Origin of the sequence: Leptolyngbya sp. NK1-12 (genome assembly GCF_032598965.1) — a bacterium.
Lineage (GTDB): Bacteria > Cyanobacteriota > Cyanobacteriia > Elainellales > Elainellaceae > Elainella.
Genome location: NZ_CP053586.1, coordinates 3,341,545 through 3,357,909, shown reverse-complemented (window position 1 = coordinate 3,357,909; position 16,365 = coordinate 3,341,545). Strand labels below are relative to the sequence as shown.

14 protein-coding genes are annotated in these 16,365 nt (G+C 50.8%); 7 read left to right on the top strand and 7 right to left on the bottom strand.

Features of this window, described 5'->3' with window-relative positions:
- Window positions 1-176: 176 nt before the first annotated feature.
- The 3 genes from HJG54_RS14110 to HJG54_RS14100 all read left to right on the top strand — a co-directional run bounded on the left by HJG54_RS14110 (window position 177) and on the right by HJG54_RS14100 (window position 4,023).
- Window positions 177-1,691, top strand: coding sequence for an FkbM family methyltransferase (locus tag HJG54_RS14110; RefSeq protein ID WP_316429381.1), 1,515 nt, complete (start codon window positions 177-179; stop codon window positions 1,689-1,691).
- Window positions 1,692-1,801: 110 nt separating this feature from the next.
- Entirely contained in the window at window positions 1,802-3,346 is a 1,545-nt protein-coding gene (locus HJG54_RS14105; RefSeq protein WP_316429379.1) for a methyltransferase domain-containing protein, read from the top strand.
- Window positions 3,347-3,435: 89 nt separating this feature from the next.
- Complete coding sequence (locus tag HJG54_RS14100) at window positions 3,436-4,023, top strand: TIGR04376 family protein (protein ID WP_316429376.1); 588 nt, start codon at window positions 3,436-3,438, stop codon at window positions 4,021-4,023.
- A gap of 340 nt (window positions 4,024-4,363) precedes the next feature.
- Here HJG54_RS14100 and HJG54_RS14095 read toward each other — a convergent pair whose 3' ends face one another.
- The 5 genes from HJG54_RS14095 to HJG54_RS14075 all read right to left on the bottom strand — a co-directional run bounded on the left by HJG54_RS14095 (window position 4,364) and on the right by HJG54_RS14075 (window position 11,066).
- Complete coding sequence (locus tag HJG54_RS14095) at window positions 4,364-5,164, bottom strand: MOSC domain-containing protein (RefSeq protein WP_316429375.1); 801 nt, start codon at window positions 5,162-5,164, stop codon at window positions 4,364-4,366.
- A 66-nt stretch (window positions 5,165-5,230) separates the two neighbouring features.
- Window positions 5,231-7,138 carry a hypothetical protein gene (locus HJG54_RS14090; RefSeq protein WP_316429374.1) on the bottom strand — a complete coding sequence of 636 codons (1,908 nt, stop codon included), beginning with the start codon at window positions 7,136-7,138 and terminating at the stop codon, window positions 5,231-5,233.
- A gap of 263 nt (window positions 7,139-7,401) precedes the next feature.
- The gene (guaA, locus tag HJG54_RS14085; RefSeq protein ID WP_420717390.1) at window positions 7,402-8,949 is read right to left on the bottom strand and encodes a glutamine-hydrolyzing GMP synthase; all 1,548 of its coding nucleotides are present in this window, start codon (window positions 8,947-8,949) and stop codon (window positions 7,402-7,404) included.
- A 214-nt stretch (window positions 8,950-9,163) separates the two neighbouring features.
- Window positions 9,164-10,294: a cobalt-precorrin-5B (C(1))-methyltransferase CbiD gene (cbiD, locus tag HJG54_RS14080; RefSeq protein ID WP_316429371.1), complete on the bottom strand. Its 1,131-nt coding sequence runs from the start codon at window positions 10,292-10,294 to the stop codon at window positions 9,164-9,166.
- 46 nt (window positions 10,295-10,340) lie between these two features.
- Window positions 10,341-11,066 (bottom strand): Uma2 family endonuclease, encoded by a 726-nt coding sequence (locus HJG54_RS14075; protein ID WP_316429369.1) that lies wholly within the window; start codon window positions 11,064-11,066, stop codon window positions 10,341-10,343.
- Window positions 11,067-11,307: 241 nt separating this feature from the next.
- Here HJG54_RS14075 and lepB point away from each other — a divergent pair, with 241 nt between their 5' ends.
- The 3 genes from lepB (at window position 11,308) to moaA (ending at window position 13,770) form a co-directional block, all read left to right on the top strand.
- Window positions 11,308-11,868 carry a signal peptidase I gene (lepB, locus tag HJG54_RS14070; RefSeq protein ID WP_316429368.1) on the top strand — a complete coding sequence of 187 codons (561 nt, stop codon included), beginning with the start codon at window positions 11,308-11,310 and terminating at the stop codon, window positions 11,866-11,868.
- A gap of 63 nt (window positions 11,869-11,931) precedes the next feature.
- The gene (locus tag HJG54_RS14065; RefSeq protein ID WP_316429365.1) at window positions 11,932-12,606 is read left to right on the top strand and encodes a Uma2 family endonuclease; all 675 of its coding nucleotides are present in this window, start codon (window positions 11,932-11,934) and stop codon (window positions 12,604-12,606) included.
- A 174-nt stretch (window positions 12,607-12,780) separates the two neighbouring features.
- Entirely contained in the window at window positions 12,781-13,770 is a 990-nt protein-coding gene (gene moaA, locus HJG54_RS14060) for a GTP 3',8-cyclase MoaA (protein ID WP_316429364.1), read from the top strand.
- Between the two features lie 281 nt (window positions 13,771-14,051).
- Here moaA and rpsD read toward each other — a convergent pair whose 3' ends face one another.
- Complete coding sequence (gene rpsD, locus HJG54_RS14055) at window positions 14,052-14,660, bottom strand: 30S ribosomal protein S4 (protein WP_036005627.1); 609 nt, start codon at window positions 14,658-14,660, stop codon at window positions 14,052-14,054.
- A gap of 333 nt (window positions 14,661-14,993) precedes the next feature.
- On the opposite strand from rpsD, the gene HJG54_RS14050 reads away from it, so the two are divergent.
- Window positions 14,994-15,230: a DUF4327 family protein gene (locus HJG54_RS14050; RefSeq protein WP_420717251.1), complete on the top strand. Its 237-nt coding sequence runs from the start codon at window positions 14,994-14,996 to the stop codon at window positions 15,228-15,230.
- Window positions 15,231-15,248: 18 nt separating this feature from the next.
- On the opposite strand, the gene obgE is transcribed toward HJG54_RS14050, so the two are convergent.
- Window positions 15,249-16,346: a GTPase ObgE gene (obgE, locus tag HJG54_RS14045; protein ID WP_316429361.1), complete on the bottom strand. Its 1,098-nt coding sequence runs from the start codon at window positions 16,344-16,346 to the stop codon at window positions 15,249-15,251.
- Window positions 16,347-16,365: the final 19 nt, after the last annotated feature.

Here is a 16,365-nt window from a genome sequence, read left to right as displayed (position 1 = left end):
ATTTACGCAAGCTTTGTGGTTGGATGCCTTTTAAATCAAGCATTCAACAAAACACCTAAATTGTTGGATCAGTTCAAACAGCGAGACCTAGGTCTCCAAACATTTGCCGTGAGGAAAGGCACATTGCTGCGGTATGGTTAATAAGGCGTTTCAATATTTACTCAAGGCAGTCCATTATGGCGCAGCAGGGCGAAGATAGGTTTTGGCAAGAGGCAAAAGAGTTTGTCAAACAGCATCTTCAACCTGAGGATCGGCTCCTTGCACCTGTTGCCCTCAAAGAGGTTTTTCCTCATGCCTCCAGCTACCAAGCCACTTATAAGCAGAGCCTTGAGCAATTCGAGTGGTTGCTCCTGCATAAAGGCATGCTAAGTAAAATTAATCACAGCTTTTTAAAGCAAGCAAGCGAGCAATTTTCTCCAGTGTTTGCCAATCAAGTTTTCGTTATTCTGACCAGACGGAAAGATTTGCCAGCTACCGCCGTGAATCCACAAGATATGGCGGCGTTTCTTGAGCAAGTGAATCCTTATGAACGGTTGTCCCCCTCAGCTAATCAGTCAACTGGAAAACTACCCCAATGGCGACAACGCATCAGGCATTGGTTAGGCACAGATGCAACCATACAGGCTCATCAGTTCAATGCCATTGCGGATTGCATAAATCGAGTTGAGCGCAATACAACTCTGTTGCAAACGCTGATTGGGCGAGTCCGGCAGCTTGAAGCTAAGCACCAGCAAATCGAGATAGAAATAGCCAACGTAGGAACTGAAACCCGCCGTTTGGGGCATAGCGTTGAGCAATTACAGCAACAGATACAATTTCAATCACTTCAGCAGCGCACTTGGGCAGAAAATACAAAACCCATTGCTCAGATGACGTGGGCAGAATTTCAGCTTGCTTGCCGAGTTGCTTGTCAGACTTCCTATCTGGGCAACAATACATTAATTTGTCGAGTATTGGGCAAATATTTGCTTTATGCAGACAGTCAAGATTTGGGGATTGTGCCCCATTTGAGCCTGGATGGCTTTTGGGAAACCTGGATGACGCTAGCCGTGGCCCGAATCCTACAACCTGGCTGGCACTGCATCGATGTGGGAGCCAATCATGGCTACTACACCCTGTTAATGGCCGATGCGATCGGTACCACAGGGCGGATCCTTGCCCTAGAGCCAAATCCCCAACTGGCGACGCTGCTCCAACAAACCATTGATGTGAATGGCTTTACTGCTTTTACCACCGTGTTGGCGAAGGCAGCCATTGACCAACCTGGAGAACCGATCAAACTCGTGATTCCCAAAGGGCGCGGTATGAATGCCTCGGTGACGCGCTACGCCAGTGATACGGATGAAGCGGTTGAGGTTGAAACTACATCGATTGATACACTGACCCAGGATTGGCAAAAGCTTGACTTTATTAAGATCGATGCCGAAGGAGCCGAAGAAAGTATTTGGCAAGGACTGCGCCAAACCATCCAGCGCCATTCCCAGATAACAATTGTGCTGGAGTTCAACTGTGGGCGTTATCCTGACCCCAAAGGCTTTTTAGAGATGATTCAGGCAGATGGGTTTGAGCTAAAGCACATTGATTTTGATGCCGAGGTGAAACCCCTGACGATTGAAGAATGCCTGACCCATCGCCTCAACGAAGATTGGCTGTTATTTCTCAAGCAATTAACCCTTGATAGCACTCAATAACGACTACAGTGGTTGCCAATAGCACCAATCTCCACCGCAACCTCCATCTTCATGTAAGCTATTCCTAATTCAAAGAATTGTTGCAATTGAGCAGGGGGCGGGTTAGATTCATGAAATTCTGCAAAGTGGCGGACATTCAAGACTGGCAAGATTCTGAATTTCAAGCTATCTCATCCCTACTGATGTGCGGAACTCCTAGCCGCAAAGGGTGGGAATTCATTCAGGTCTACAAAGGTCTCAAACACTTGGGCTTGCTAAAGGGCGAATCAAAGGCCATCGGTTTGGGAGTTGGACATGAGATGCTGATCTATGCCTTCACGAATGTTTGTCAACATGTGATTGCGACGGATTTGTATGAGTCCGAGAACTGGTCAACCGCTTCGATGGCCGTTCAAGAAGTCTACGACAAAAATCCCTTTCCCTATCAGCGGGAGCGGCTCACAGTCCAGCATATGGACATGACGCAGATTCAGTATCCTGATGAAAGCTTTGATTTTGTCTGGAGTTGCTGTGCCATCGAACATGTTAACAACTTCCGCGAACTGCACAAGGTTTACCAGGAAATCCATCGCGTCCTCAAGCCCGGTGGCATTGCAGCTCTAACAACCGAATTTAACCCCACCGATCGCCCCAGCTATGAGCCAAACATGCTGTTTACCGATCGCCAATGGATGGAGACATGGCTAACGGGTGCCGACCCGCTAGTGCAGGGCTTTGAGGTAATTGACCAGCCGGACTTTGAAGTTAGCAATCGACCCGAAAATCAACCTCTACCGCGCCGAGAGCAAGTTCCTTCCATTCAGGTGTATTGCAACGATATCTATCTCAATAGTATTGCCTTCTTCTTACGTAAGTCGGGGGAGTTCTCCCGTGCTTACGATGAAAGCTGGCTGCCAGAATTTTGGTACCTTTATTTAGCGGGCTGGGATTGCTATCGAGCCAAGGATTTTGCCCAGGCCGAGTCACTGTTCAGAAAGTTGCTTCAGCTTGACCTTGAACCAAGGCTAAAAGTACGAGCTTTGCGACGCTTGGCCGATACGTTATACGCCCAAACCCAGCTGGAGGAACTGCGAACCGTTTGCCTGGAAGTTCTACCTCTCTGCGAGGTGTATCAGGATGAAGACCATTTGATGCCGTTAGCGGCCTATTGCAGCAGTGTTGGGCTGGACCAAGCAGCCATTGCCCTTTATCAGAAAGTCGAGAAACTTCCCAGCTCAATTTTGAGCTTGGTAATCCTGAGCCAGTTGAATCAAGCAAAACACTACGAGCAACAGGGTAAGTTTGAGCAAGCGTTAGAGCTGGTTCAAAAAGCTGAGCAATCTATGGTGTCTGGTACGCCGCTAGAGGCAGAATATCGACCGAAGATTTATTTTCGGACGGGGCATATTTACGAAAAAATGGGCAAACCAGCCCAAGCGGTGCGATTTTATAAGCAGGCGATTAAGCAGGCAATACCGGATACTCAATTTCAGCTCAACTGCTACCGTCACCTTACCGCCTGTTTACAGACCCAATTAAAACGCAACAAAGAAAAAGCTGAGCAACTAGAAGCCACCAATCGCTGGATGCAGACCAGCAAATTCTGGAAGCTGCGCTCGGTCGTGGTGGGCGTAAAAGCGAAATTACAGGGCCGCGATCCATCTCCCTCTCTTTAGGCAGTCGCAATTCTAGAAGTGCCTGTTAGGATGCTTGTTAGGATGACCAGATATTAGAGCCAACATTAACGGTAACAGGAGTACCTGCAATGGGATTGTTTGAAGACCTCAGCTCGTTTCTAGAGATGCGATTGGAAGAATTTCTCAGAAACAACCCGCATCTGGAATTGCAGGCCCTCGAAGAGAATTTGCGCGAGCAAGAAGAGGAAACAATTAAACTCCTGGGCGATCTGCGGCTGCGGGAAAAGCGGCTGCAAGATGAGATCCTAGCTACCGCACAAGAAATTCAACGCTGGCACGTGCGGATCGAAAAGGCTAAGAATGCCCAGCGCTTTGATCTGGTCAAACCCGCCGAAGAACGGGAAGCAGCTCTGTTGCGTCAGGGCAATCAGCTGTGGGGTCAAATGGAAGTCCTAAAGCAGCGGATTCAGCAAACTATCGAGTTGCAGAAACAAATTCAGACACGCCGGCAGGAGGTGCGGACTAAAGTGGCGGAGGCTCAGGCTAACCGCTTTAGCTACCAAGCAGCCTCAAATCCGGTAGAGCAACAGTGGCAGACGAGCGGCTGGAACCAGACCTTTAGAGCTTCTAGTGCGGCAGACCCGCTGGAGCAAGCCTTTAGAAAATGGGAAACCGATGAAGAACTGGAAGAATTGAAGCGGCAAATGAACCGCTAACTTGGACTAGGCGGAGTGCTGCGGCTATTCCCAAAACATACCCAGGACAATAACTTGAGCTTGAATAATTCCCTGGTTCGAGCTACGATGACGGCACAATTCCGATCTGGGGTAGAAAAACTCACGCAGTTTTACCCGATCCGGTGATTCGAGTTAAACGTGATCAGAGATTAACAGAGTTCTCCACAGATTTACCCTAGTTTTCCACAGGGTAAGGGGAGTTTTCCACAGACTTTCGGCTAGTTTTCCACAGGTAGGGGGGAGTTGGGGAAAGTTGAGGAAAACTTAGGCTTGGAGATGAGGTTGCCGTAAGTTGCCATAAAAGTATTGGCATAAAGTATTAACGAGGTGAGTCAATTCTGAGTTCATCACCGATGCGAATTGTTTTTCCTGCTTCGGTAACAGGCAGTCGTGTGTTGATTGCCAAGCGGTAGAAGTGATTAAACCGCGATCGCTCTGCCCATTCGGGTAAAGTTATCCGGCGTTGGGCTACAAAAGTTTTTTGGAAGTTTGGGTAAGCTGCTCCGGTTTTGGAATCACGGGTAATCACGACACAGCGCTGACAGGGGTTGATGCCCATAAACTGTACATCTCCAATCTGAAAATCAACCGTTCCCTCTGCTTTTGTAAAAAGCCGATCTTCCCAAAAGGCAGGAACACCTGAAATTTCAATGTTGGCGCGAAACCGTAAGCGGACTTCTTCAACATCAAGTCCGGGATACCATGAGGCAATGGCCTCTAGGGTTGCTGTGCTAATGATGGTTGGACCAGGAGACACCGTATCATCTGGAAAACCCGTATCGAGATTTTGCTTCACTTCTACTGGAAATCCAAAGAATTCACTTAGCCAGCATTCAAGTGCTTCACGCTCTTTCTCAACCTGAAATGTCTGCGCTCGATCGGTTCCCTGCACCTGCAACGAGACCATATTGGTTGCGATATCAAACGCAGAGCGTATGGCATGAATCCGATCATTCCGCTTACCATTCACGAAATTACCTGATTGATCAAAAATGGCAAACTCACGATCTCGCTTCAGTGCCCCACTTCTGAGAACGGTTATATTCTCAATGCCAACTCTGTCCAACGATTTGATTGGATAGATAAATAGCTTCGAAACATAGGGAATTACATCAGTCATAAGTAACTCCTGAGCAGAGTGTGAAAGACTTCACAACACACCAACATAATCTACTGAGCAACCCTTTCACTGAGTCACAACAACGGGTACCGTATAGGGTCGCCGTAGCTGTTGCTTGTATTCAGGCAACTCGCCTAGCCCATGCAGTGTGGGTGTCAGCACCATTTGATAAGCTCCCGGCTCAGTCGGGAACCGAATTGGACCAACGGCATGAGTCGTTTCTTTAGGTTCAGGTCTACCTGAGACATAGAGCACATTATCAAATCCGAGTGCCACAACTGTGCCCGTATTATCCAAGAACTGAACCTGAATCCGGGCCTCGCCTCGTCCGAGGGCCGTTTCGTAACCGTACCACTGGGTTTTGCCGGTATTTTTAATCTGGGCAGTCAAGACTATTTCTTGTCCAGGCGTAGCCGTGAGTGGATCTGGGATCGGCTGTTGGTTAGCATCTTGAACCGTCTGAACAATGCCGTCACTGCGGCGCAGGTACTGTCGCGGTTTCTCAATCGGTCGGTGCAGTTGGTAGAACAAGCGGTTGGCGTGGCGCTGAATCTGTGTGTCTTGAAAGGTCCAGGCTTGGGGCGGTACATTGGTGCCGGGAATAGCATCCCAACTCGTAGCGCTAAATGCTCCTACCACCTGCACGCCAACGGAAAACACCAGCAGGCTGAAAAAAACAATCGCCGCTCCGATCATCGAGTAGCGATGCCGCTGGAATTGCCCTAGCCCGTCCCGCAGGCAGTAACCGAGCAAAAGGCAAACCACCGGCAGAATATCGGTTAGGAACCGGGGACCATAGCACCACCCCCCCCACCAGATGCCAAAAAAGCAGTACTGAATAAAGATCAAAACGGCGGCAATTGTCAAACAGCCCAACAGTTGTTCATCTTTTTTTCCGCGCAGTTGCCAGACGCGGCAGACTCCAGGCAGGGCAAACAGCAGCACAGGCGAGTAAACAAACAAACCCCGATTCGGATTCAGCAGCAGGCCAGTAAAGCCCTGGATAAATTGCTGGGGTGTGAATTGGTAGAACGAACTGGTAAAGGAATTGTTGGAGAAGCGCGAATAGCCAGCTACTAGCAGATTCTTGGGACTAGCGCCAAAGTAATAAAAATTCCAGCCGCTGCTGAGCAGAAACGACGGTAAACCCAGCAGAAAGAAGCGCACCTCTCGCCCATAGGCAAAGCAGCAGTAGACCGTAATGGCGATAGCAAACAAAACGCTGGTGGGACGGCATCCGGGAATCAGGCCACAAAAGAATCCGGCTACTAACAACAGCTTGCCTCGACTTACAACGGTGCGGTTGGCCTTCAACAAACAGAGCATGACGCAGAGCAGGGCAAAATTGGCGCCCGTGTGTTGCCAGAGAGCCTGAGAGCTAGTCACCCAAGTGTTGGTTGCAAAACCGAAAACAAAAGTTGTGAGTAGGGCAATGGCCGGGTGAAATTTCAGCGCGGCACAAAAATAAAACAGCACCACCGAACTGGCTGTGAGAATAGCGGCGGCCAACATTTCGTAGCGTTGTCGGTAAATCTCAAACCCCGGTTCTGTAACGGGCGGAATCAGCACTGGCACATTGGTCAGCCAGCTTTGGACGATGCTATTCAGCTTCAGAGTAATCGCAAACAACGCATAGAGCGGAAATGTAATGATAGCGGTGCCAATCGGATAGGTGGAGGTGAGGTGACCGTTCGGAGCTTCAACCAAGTAGTAGGGTGTTCCATCTGCTCCGGCACAGGTAGCACAGAGCTGGCTTTTGTTGAACATATGGCCATCGCGAAAGGCATCAAAATTGAGGCTATGTTCAAACAGCCAATTAAAGGCCAAAAGCGAGGTAGGAACATTATCCCCAGAACTGAGCGGGCGTCCGTTGGCCAAGTAGATAAACAAACTGGCTGCAAAAATCAGCAGACCAATCCACATGTGTGGTTTGCGGCTGAGTTGCTCCCGCGCATTCACCAGAACTTTTTTCATGGTTCGCAGCAATTGGCTCCCTGTCGCTTACTTCTGCATGGCAATATTCTCTGGCTGTAGGCTAGGCTCGCAGCAACGGTTGTGGGTGTGCTGGATAAAGTGAGCTGTGAGCGTAACGAGTGAGGACGCAAAGCACGGTCAATCCTGGATAAGGTACCACAAAAAAACGAAGATACAAATCTCAATCTTGAATCGAGTCTCTGTATCTTCGTAAATGGCTAATTTAGCAATTGCTCACTGCTAAGCAGCGATTTCCATTCAATCTATTCCCACTCGATAGTTCCCGGCGGCTTCGAGGTGACATCGTACACCACCCGATTGACGCCCCGCACTTCGTTGACAATCCGGTTAGAAATCGTTTCTAGCAGATCGTAGGGCACTCTGGCCCAATCGGCGGTCATGCCATCTTCGCTGGTGACAAAGCGCAGCACCACCGGATAGGCATAGGTGCGCTGGTCGCCCATCACGCCAACGCTGCGGATCGGCAGCAGCACAGCAAACGCCTGCCACAGTTCGTGATAATAGCCACAGCGGTTGATTTCCTGCCGCACAATCAGGTCGGCATCCCGCAGAATATCGAGTCGCTCTTCGGTGACTTCGCCCAAAATCCGAATCGCCAAGCCGGGACCCGGAAATGGATGACGCTGCACGATCTCTTCGGGTAGGCCAATCGAGCGGCCAACTTTGCGCACTTCATCCTTGAATAGCTTGCGTAGCGGCTCCACCAGCTTGAACTGGAGGTCTTTCGGCAAGCCGCCGACATTGTGATGGCTCTTAATCTTAACGGCTACTCGTTCGCCGGTCTGGGGATCCACGTTCGTATCGGCAGATTCAATCACGTCTGGATAGAGCGTGCCCTGAGCTAGGTAGTCAAACGGACCGAGCCGCTTCGATTCTTCCTCGAAGACGCGAATAAACTCATGGCCGACACGCTTGCGCTTTTCTTCCGGATCGGTGATGCCTTCTAACCGTTTCAGAAACCGCTCACGAGCGTTGACATACTCAACCGGAATGTGGAACTGCTCTTGGAACAGCTTCAGCAGCCGCTCAGGTTCGCCCTTGCGCATAAAGCCTTGGTCGATGAACATGCAGGTGAGCTGATCGCCAATTGCCCGATGCAGCAGAAAGGCCAGCGTTGAGGAATCTACCCCGCCGGAAAGGGCCAGCAACACCCGCTTGTCGCCTACTTTGGCGCGAATTTCCCGCACTGCTTCTTCCACAAAAGCTGCCGTGGTCCAGGTGGGTTCGCAGGCGCAGATGTGATAGACGAAATTGCGAATTAGCGCTTGGCCGCCAACCGAATGCACGACTTCTGGGTGAAACTGGACGCCGTAGAGCTTAGCTTCGTGATGGGCAATCGCGGCACAGGGCGTATTGTCAGTATGGGCCAGCAGTTCAAACCCGTCTGGCAAACGAGTCACCGAATCGCCGTGGCTCATCCACATGGTGGTGCCATCTTCCACATTGGTGAACAAATCGGTCGGGTCATCAATATAGAGCGAGGCTTTGCCATATTCACCCCGGTCGGCCCGTTCGACGCCGCCACCCAACTGCTGCACCATCAACTGCATGCCGTAGCAGACGCCCAGAATCGGAATGCCCAGCGTCCAGATGGCAGGATCGCAATGCGGCGCACCTTGGTCGTAAACCGAACTGGGACCGCCCGAAAGGATAATGCCCTTGGGATTGAGCTGACGCAATTGCTCAGCGGTGGTGCGGTAGGAGAGCACTTCTGAGTAAACCTGGGTTTCGCGAATCCGGCGAGCAATTAGCTCAGAATATTGGGAACCAAAATCCAAAATCACGATCATCTGGCGGTCGAGTCGGTTAGCCGATGAGCGTGCTGGCGGTTGTTCAGTTTGGAGAGTCACTGTTGCGTCCTGATACAAATTCTAGAGGGGGAAATAGAGCTGACAAACTGTTGGCACGAAACTATTGGCACAAACTAACTATAGGAGTCGCTTTGAATTAGCGGAAATTAAACCAGTCAATTAAATGTAATGAATTTTGAATATTTTAACTAGATTAACAAACCTGCGACAAAAGTGAATCCCCTTTTCGGCTTTGCACGATGATCTGGCGATCGCGGTCAAATAAAATCGAACCGACCTGCACGTGCTGCTCGCTGTGGGTGTAGATATAAGCCTCCGCCCGCTGATCAATCTGATCGGCAATCGAGCCATACACTTGTTCCACCCAAGTTGTGCGGCTGGTAGCATCCAATTCACGCAGATACTTGAGACCAGCCTCGGTGGTACTGCTGGCCAGCACTTGCTGAATCTCTGCGGTTGGCAGTCCAACTTTGACGCAGTGGGCCGCTAAAATTTCTTGCCGCGCGTCGGCCACATGGTGATGGGTATGAAAAATGCCGCCTGCCAGTTTGATTAATTTACCGTGATAGCCAAACAGCAAAATCGACTGCACTTTTTGGACCCCGGCTTCCACCAGCATTGAACCTAGCCAATTGGCGGTTTTCAGCAATCGCTCTGGTTTAATCCCCAATGATTGAGCCAGATCCAGCCCATTTTCACCGATGCAAAACACTAAATTCTCCAAACTTGCTTGCTGCTGCAATGCCCGCCGAAACGCCTCAAGCTGACCGGGAGCACTCAAGGGTTGAGCGATGCCCGATGTCCCCAACAGCGACAATCCCTCCACCACGCCAAACGCAGCATTAGACGTTCGCTCGGCCAACAACCGCCCCTCTGGCAAAATCACCGTCACCCGCATCGTTTGTCCCGGCCTCGACCATTGCCGCAAATTGGTTTCCAACAGTCGCCGCGCATAGGTGTAAATGGCAGGTTGGTCAGCAGTCAGAATCCGCCCCACGCCCTCGCCGCCCTGCAATTCAATCGCCACTGCTTCCTGCCCCGTTTCGCCTGCGGCCTCGGTGCTCAGCTCCACCACCGCCCACACCGGCGTATGGCGCGTCAGGTCTAAATTGTCTCCCGGATCGCTGCGGGTAATCGCTAGGGCCGAGGTTGGGCTGAGTCGTGCCACCTGTTCAATCGCAATCTCAGCCGTTTCGGCAGGTTCGATCAAATCAATACTCACCGATGGCAAAGCAGCCAAATCATCTTGTAGCCAGCGCAGAGCCGCCACAGCCGAGGCACACGCAAAAACCGGCAGGGTGTAGCCAGAACGGGGAAGATTCACGGAGTTAAGAGAATTAGAAATAATTGAAGGCTTACGATTTCCCTTGTTAAACCTCAGGAAGCTGATCCTCGGCAATTCCCAAAGAGCGCAGGTAGGCAGCCAATCGTTCTGCTCGCTGGCGCTCCTGCTCTAGAGCCGATTCAGCACTAGCCGCGCGTTGTTCAGCTTCACGGGCGCGTTGCTCAGCTTCGTGAGCGCGTTGCTCTAATTCGATGGAGCTGAGGAATTTGCGTCCATCCGGGTAATAGAGCGTCAGTTCCGGTAAACCGGGATGAAAGCGAATTTGCAGGCGAGGGCTGATCCAATCATTGAGGTCGGGAATCGGAACCAGCCTATCTTGTTGCCGCAGCCAACCGTTGCACTGGTTTATCTCTGGGTCATACAGGTAATACTCTTCGACGCCATAGGTTTCGTAGAATTCTTGCTTGCGCGTCAGAGCCATGTCGGTATTGCTGGGAGAACGAATTTCAAACACCACTTGGGGCGGAATATTGTCTTCTTGCCACTGGCGGTATGAACCGCGTCTGCCTTTCGGTCTGCCAAACACCACCATCACATCAGGAGCGGTAGGATCAACCAGGGTGGAACGCACTGGGTACCAGAGTAGATCGCCGGCCACAAAAACTAGCAGATCATCAGCAAACAGGATCTCTAGGTTTTCTTTGATTAACACAATCCAGCGAAATTGCTCGGTATTATCTGCCATTGGCTTGCCGTCGCTATCGGGAAACAGGCGGTCGTCATCGAGATCGAGGGGCGAAAAAGTTGTCATGGGCATCACCTCGGCTTGCGCTCAGGATGTTCTCTATTTTAGGGGCATTAGTTCAAGAGTATTGATGCAAGAAGTGAATTCAAAAGAAGTACATCGAGTCAAGGTAGCTAGAGGAGCCAGTATAGTTTGCAGTGTTGATTGGAATAGAGTTGAGAGAACAGAAACTGTTCATTGCGTAGATTATCGGAGAAGGCGCTAATCTAAATGTATTATTTATATCCTGGCTGGCTCTGCAACGCTTATGGCGCGAACGCGACTGAAAACGGTTCTGATCGTCTCTCTGACTGCCTTGGTGACGGCCTGTTCGCCAGCTCGCTACAAAACCTACTACATCCCCACAGAATCGATGCTGCCCACGCTAGAGGTGAATGACCGAATTGTGAGTGATCAAGCGGCCTATCGCATCACTGCTCCCAACCGAGGTGATATTGTCATCTTTCGTCCTCCGGCCCAATTGACAAAGATGATGCAGGGTATCATGACTATCGATCAGGACACGGTCTTTGTGAAACGGATTGTCGGGTTGCCTAGAGAACGACTAGAGGTGAAGCAAGGCAAAGTGTTTATCAATCATCACCCCTTGTCCGAACCATATCTTGAGGCTGCACCTGACTATACTTGGGGACCCATCACCATTCCAGCCAATAGCTTTGTCGTGTTTGGCGATAACCGCAACAATGCATTTGATAGCCATTTTTGGGGAGTGGTGCCCCGCGACCATTTGCTAGGAAAAGTCGTTTGGCGCTATTGGCCTCCAGAACGATTCGGAGAATTGCCGTCAGGTAGGCCGGATCGAGAATAATCTCAGTACAATCAATCCAAAGCTGTCCTAACTGGATGCGTGAAACGCTAGCGCACTGCAATTATGACCACGGAAAAACTCACAAAACTGCCGCCTTTGGAAAGTGGCGACCGACTCAGCCGCAGCGAATTTGAGCGTCGCTATGCGGCCATGCCTGCCCTGAAAAAAGCCGAGTTAATTGAAGGAGTGGTTTACGTGGCGTCTCCCTTACGTGCCAAAGCACATGGTAAACCCCATAGTGCCATTATTACCTGGTTGGGAACCTACAGCGCTGCAACACCGAGTGTCGGGTGTTACGACAATCCCACGATTCGTCTCGATGCAGACAATGAACCCCAACCCGATGCGGTATTGCGTCTAGAGCAAGGTGGGAGGTCCTGGATCAGCAATGACGACTACATCGAAGGCGCACCAGAGCTAATTGTAGAAATTGCTGCCAGCAGCGCCTCCTATGATTTGCATGATAAGTTGCGAGTCTACCGACGTAACGGAGTGCAAGAGTACATTGTCTGGCGCACCTACAGTCAGCAGATCGATTGGTTTTACTTAGAAGCTGAGGAATACCAACCGCTGGCCGCTGGTTCGGATCAGGTAATGCGCAGTCGCCAATTTCCTGGGCTATGGTTGGCCGCTGAAGCGCTGTTAGCAGGCAATCTGACCGAGGTGCTAAATCAGCTTCAACAGGGGATCGCCAGCTCAGAGCACCGGAAATTTCTCGATTCCTCATCAGTCGATTAGTCAATATTGTCAAATATTGCCAAACTCAATACAGACAATCAATTCTTCAATCGGTTTTGCTTGAGGTCAATCAGCAGGATTCTGGCGTTGGTTCGTTAAGATCGTCGTTAAGAATGATGCAAATACTTTGTTATCTACGTTATCTACTGCTTCACTATCTATGAGTCGCCTACTGTGAATCCTGTCGTTGACTATCTGCGGATAAGCTTGATTGACCGCTGTAACTTCCGCTGCCTGTATTGTATGCCTGAAGAAGCAGAGCTAGAGTACTTGCAGCGGCCAGAGTTGCTGACCAGTGCCGAATTGCTGACGCTGTTGCGGGATGTTTTAATTCCCTGCGGCTTTACCCGCTTTCGCTTGACCGGAGGCGAACCGCTCGTGCGCTCGGATGTGGTAGAGATTGTACGTGCGATTGCTGCCTTTCCAGAAACTCAAGATCTGTCGATGACCACGAACGGGTTTCGCTTAGCCGAGATGGCCCAGGATTTATACACTGCCGGATTACGACGAATTAACATCAGCCTCGACTCGCTCGAACCAGAGACCTTTGATCGGATTATCGGCAGTCGAGGTCGCTCTCGCTGGCAGCAGGTTTGGACCGGGATTCAGGCCGCTCATTCGGTTGGTTTCACACCCTTGAAGTTAAATGTAGTTGTGATTCCCGGCGTCAATGATCACGAAGTTTTGGAGCTGGCTGCCCTCAGCATCGAGCGAGAATGGCATGTCCGCTTTATTGAATTCATGCCAATTGGCAATCATGACCTGTTTGGACAAAAAGGCTGGATTGATTCGGAAACGCTGCGGCAGCAGATTCGCGAACGTTGGGGTTTAACCGAAGCGCAGGTAAAAGGAAACGGTCCAGCGGATGTATTTCGGATCCCAAACGCGAAGGGAACGCTGGGCTTTATTAGCCAGATGTCAGAATGCTTTTGTGATCGCTGCAACCGGATGCGCCTCTCGGCAGATGGCTGGTTACGCCCCTGCTTACTCAATGAAACCGGCCAACTCGATTTGAAAACAGCCCTGCGATCAGGCATGCCGTTGATCGATCTGCGTGCCAAAGTGCAAGCCCTGCTGGATGCTAAACCAGAGATTAACTTCAAAATGCGCGATTCTGGCACAACAGGGGCTTATAGTCGGACTATGTCCCAGATTGGTGGCTAGTTTTTGCAGCATTATCAGTATTGGTGATGGGGGTGATGGCGGCTCATGAGCCTCGCCGAACGAGGGAGATGGGGAATATGGGAAAGCGGATCTTTTACCTTCACGAGCACTCTATGCAAACACCTCCCCCACCTCCCCCACCTCCCCCACCTTCCTCATCTCCCAAATACAAAAGCCCTCTGACTGACGGAATCAGAGAGCTTGAGGAAATTTAGAGACTAGATGGCACACCGCAGCCGCGCAGATGCGACCAAAATCAATAAAAAGTTTGTAACAAAGAATTAAGCTTGACGTGAGTAGTATTCAACCACAAGCAGTTCATTAATGGACAGCGCTACCCATTCACGTTCAACCACGCCATTCACCTTACCTTCCATCTTATTCTTATCGAACTCTAGATGGCTGGGCAGGTGGGCTAGGCCAGGGAATTGCAGGTTGGCTTCCACCAATTTGCGCGAGCGATCGCTGTCCCGCACACCAATCACATCACCAGGCCTGCACTGGTAGCTGGGAATGTCTACAACACGGCCATTCACGGTAACGTGACCGTGATTCACCAACTGGCGTGCCCCTGGAATAGTAGGAGCCATCCCCATGCGGAACACCGTATTGTCTAAACGCATTTCCAAGAGTTGGAGCAGCACCTGCCCAGTAGAACCGGCAGCTCGACGGGCCTTCCGCACATAGCGGAGCAATTGACGCTCAGAGACTCCGTAGTTGAAGCGTAGCTTCTGCTTCTCCTCTAGACGGATAGCGTATTCCGAGCGCTTTTTACGGGCTTGGCCATGTTGACCTGGGGGATATGCCCGTCTGGCACTTTTGCGCGTCAAACCCGGTAGTTCACCGAGGCGGCGCGTAATTCGCAGGCGGGGACCTCGATATCGCGACATCTAGCTTCCTCTTTTTGACAGTGAAATAAGTTTTACCCAAAGTTCTGATTATAGCGCTAGAAGTCTATGAATGAAAACCTGCCTCTCTTGTCAGCACACTTGTCAGCACATATAGTCAGCGCTGATTAAACAGCGACCAATGATTAGCACAAACAATAGGAAATTGAAAAAATCGGCATTTCGGCTGGTTAGAAATTCGTTGTGCTAGCATAAAATCATTGAGTAATGAACTCCGAATACAAGTGCAGTCAAAAGCTTCGTATTGACTGGCGCTGCATCAAGTTTGGAGTGTCTGTCTAGTCGAGCATTTGTAAAACTCAATTCTTTGATTTTATGTCTGAAGGTGTTATGACCCAGCAGATCGGTCACCCGATGGAAAAATTTCAGCGTCAGGTGCGTTCGCTTGTTCAATCCAAGGCCGTGAAACCAGCGGACAGCCTCTGGAAAATTGCCCTCCTATACGGCGACGAGTGGGCGTTTTGGAAACGCGAACTAGAAGATTTCGGCTTCACCATGCAGGATCCAATTGATGACCTGCTGGCTGTTGAAACCTGGGAGGAAGATGCCTAAATTTCTCCAACCAATACTCTAATCAAACTCATCGACATCAAAGGCTATTAACTCTTCGTTATCTTCAATCTCGCTGACCGCTAGGGCAGGCTGTGGAACAAACTGGATCTCTGGTTCAACCGCAGTTTCTAGCTGTTGCCAGACGCATTGCAGCATCGGTTCCAAGCCTAGTTTGGCGACTGCCGAGATCAGAAAGACGGGGTTAGTAGTCCTTTGTTGGAGCTGTTCAGCCAGCCCCTGGGCGATAGGGCTATCGGGCGGTAGGGCGTCGATTTTGTTTAGCCCAATCACTTGCGGACGGTTGGCTAACCCATGGCCATATGCTTGCAGTTCGGCCTGAATGGTTTCGTAGGCGGCGATTGGATCGTCCTGCGTTGCGTCGATCAAGTGCAGCAGTACGCGAGTGCGTTCAATGTGCCGCAAAAACTCATAGCCCAGACCAGCACCGAGATGGGCACCTTCAATCAATCCTGGAATATCCGCAAATACGGTGCCATCACCAGTTGGTTTGCGCACCACGCCCAAGTTGGGGATCAGTGTTGTGAATGGGTAATCGGCGATTTTGGGCCGCGCTGCTGAGAGAGCCGCAATTAGCGTTGATTTGCCAGCATTTGGTAAGCCAATAATTCCCACCTCGGCCAGCAGCTTTAGCTCTAGCCGCAGCTGCCGCTGTTCTCCCGGTAGACCCGGTAAGGCTCGTTCTGGTGCACGATTATTGTTGCTCAAAAAGTGGCGATTGCCCAGTCCACCCTTGCCGCCCTTAGCCACGCAGAGTTCTTGACCGGGCTGCACCAGATCGCCCAGCATTTCGCCGGTTTCCGCATCATAAACGACCGTGCCGCAGGGGACTTCGATGCGTAAATCCTCTGCCGATGCCCCTGTCATATTTTTGGGGCCGCCGCGTTTACCATCCTCGGCTTTGAAGCAGTGGGCGTATCTGAAGTCCAGCAGGGTTTGCAGATGCTCAACTGCAACGAGCACCACTGAGCCGCCGTGGCCCCCATTGCCGCCCGCTGGACCGCCCGCCGGCACATATTTCTCGCGACGAAACGCCACTAGGCCATCGCCGCCTTTGCCTGCCTGCACTTCAATTTTGGCCTGATCAATAAATTGCATTCTCTTCCCACCTCCATCT

Bases quoted from the DNA above. Each gene is read 5' to 3' on its own strand.
- HJG54_RS14095 (WP_316429375.1), bottom strand. From the start codon at position 5,164: ATGACTGATGTAATTCCCTATGTTTCGAAGCTATTTATCTATCCAATC.
- HJG54_RS14090 (WP_316429374.1), bottom strand. From the start codon at position 7,138: ATGAAAAAAGTTCTGGTGAATGCGCGGGAGCAACTCAGCCGCAAACCA.
- HJG54_RS14065 (WP_316429365.1), top strand. From the start codon at position 11,932: ATGACCACGGAAAAACTCACAAAACTGCCGCCTTTGGAAAGTGGCGAC.
- HJG54_RS14100 (WP_316429376.1), top strand. From the start codon at position 3,436: ATGGGATTGTTTGAAGACCTCAGCTCGTTTCTAGAGATGCGATTGGAA.
- HJG54_RS14105 (WP_316429379.1), top strand. From the start codon at position 1,802: ATGAAATTCTGCAAAGTGGCGGACATTCAAGACTGGCAAGATTCTGAA.
- obgE (WP_316429361.1), bottom strand. From the start codon at position 16,346: ATGCAATTTATTGATCAGGCCAAAATTGAAGTGCAGGCAGGCAAAGGC.
- guaA (WP_420717390.1), bottom strand. From the start codon at position 8,949: ATGATCGTGATTTTGGATTTTGGTTCCCAATATTCTGAGCTAATTGCT.
- HJG54_RS14110 (WP_316429381.1), top strand. From the start codon at position 177: ATGGCGCAGCAGGGCGAAGATAGGTTTTGGCAAGAGGCAAAAGAGTTT.
- rpsD (WP_036005627.1), bottom strand. From the start codon at position 14,660: ATGTCGCGATATCGAGGTCCCCGCCTGCGAATTACGCGCCGCCTCGGT.
- HJG54_RS14050 (WP_420717251.1), top strand. From the start codon at position 14,994: ATGTCTGAAGGTGTTATGACCCAGCAGATCGGTCACCCGATGGAAAAA.
- HJG54_RS14075 (WP_316429369.1), bottom strand. From the start codon at position 11,066: ATGACAACTTTTTCGCCCCTCGATCTCGATGACGACCGCCTGTTTCCC.
- lepB (WP_316429368.1), top strand. From the start codon at position 11,308: ATGGCGCGAACGCGACTGAAAACGGTTCTGATCGTCTCTCTGACTGCC.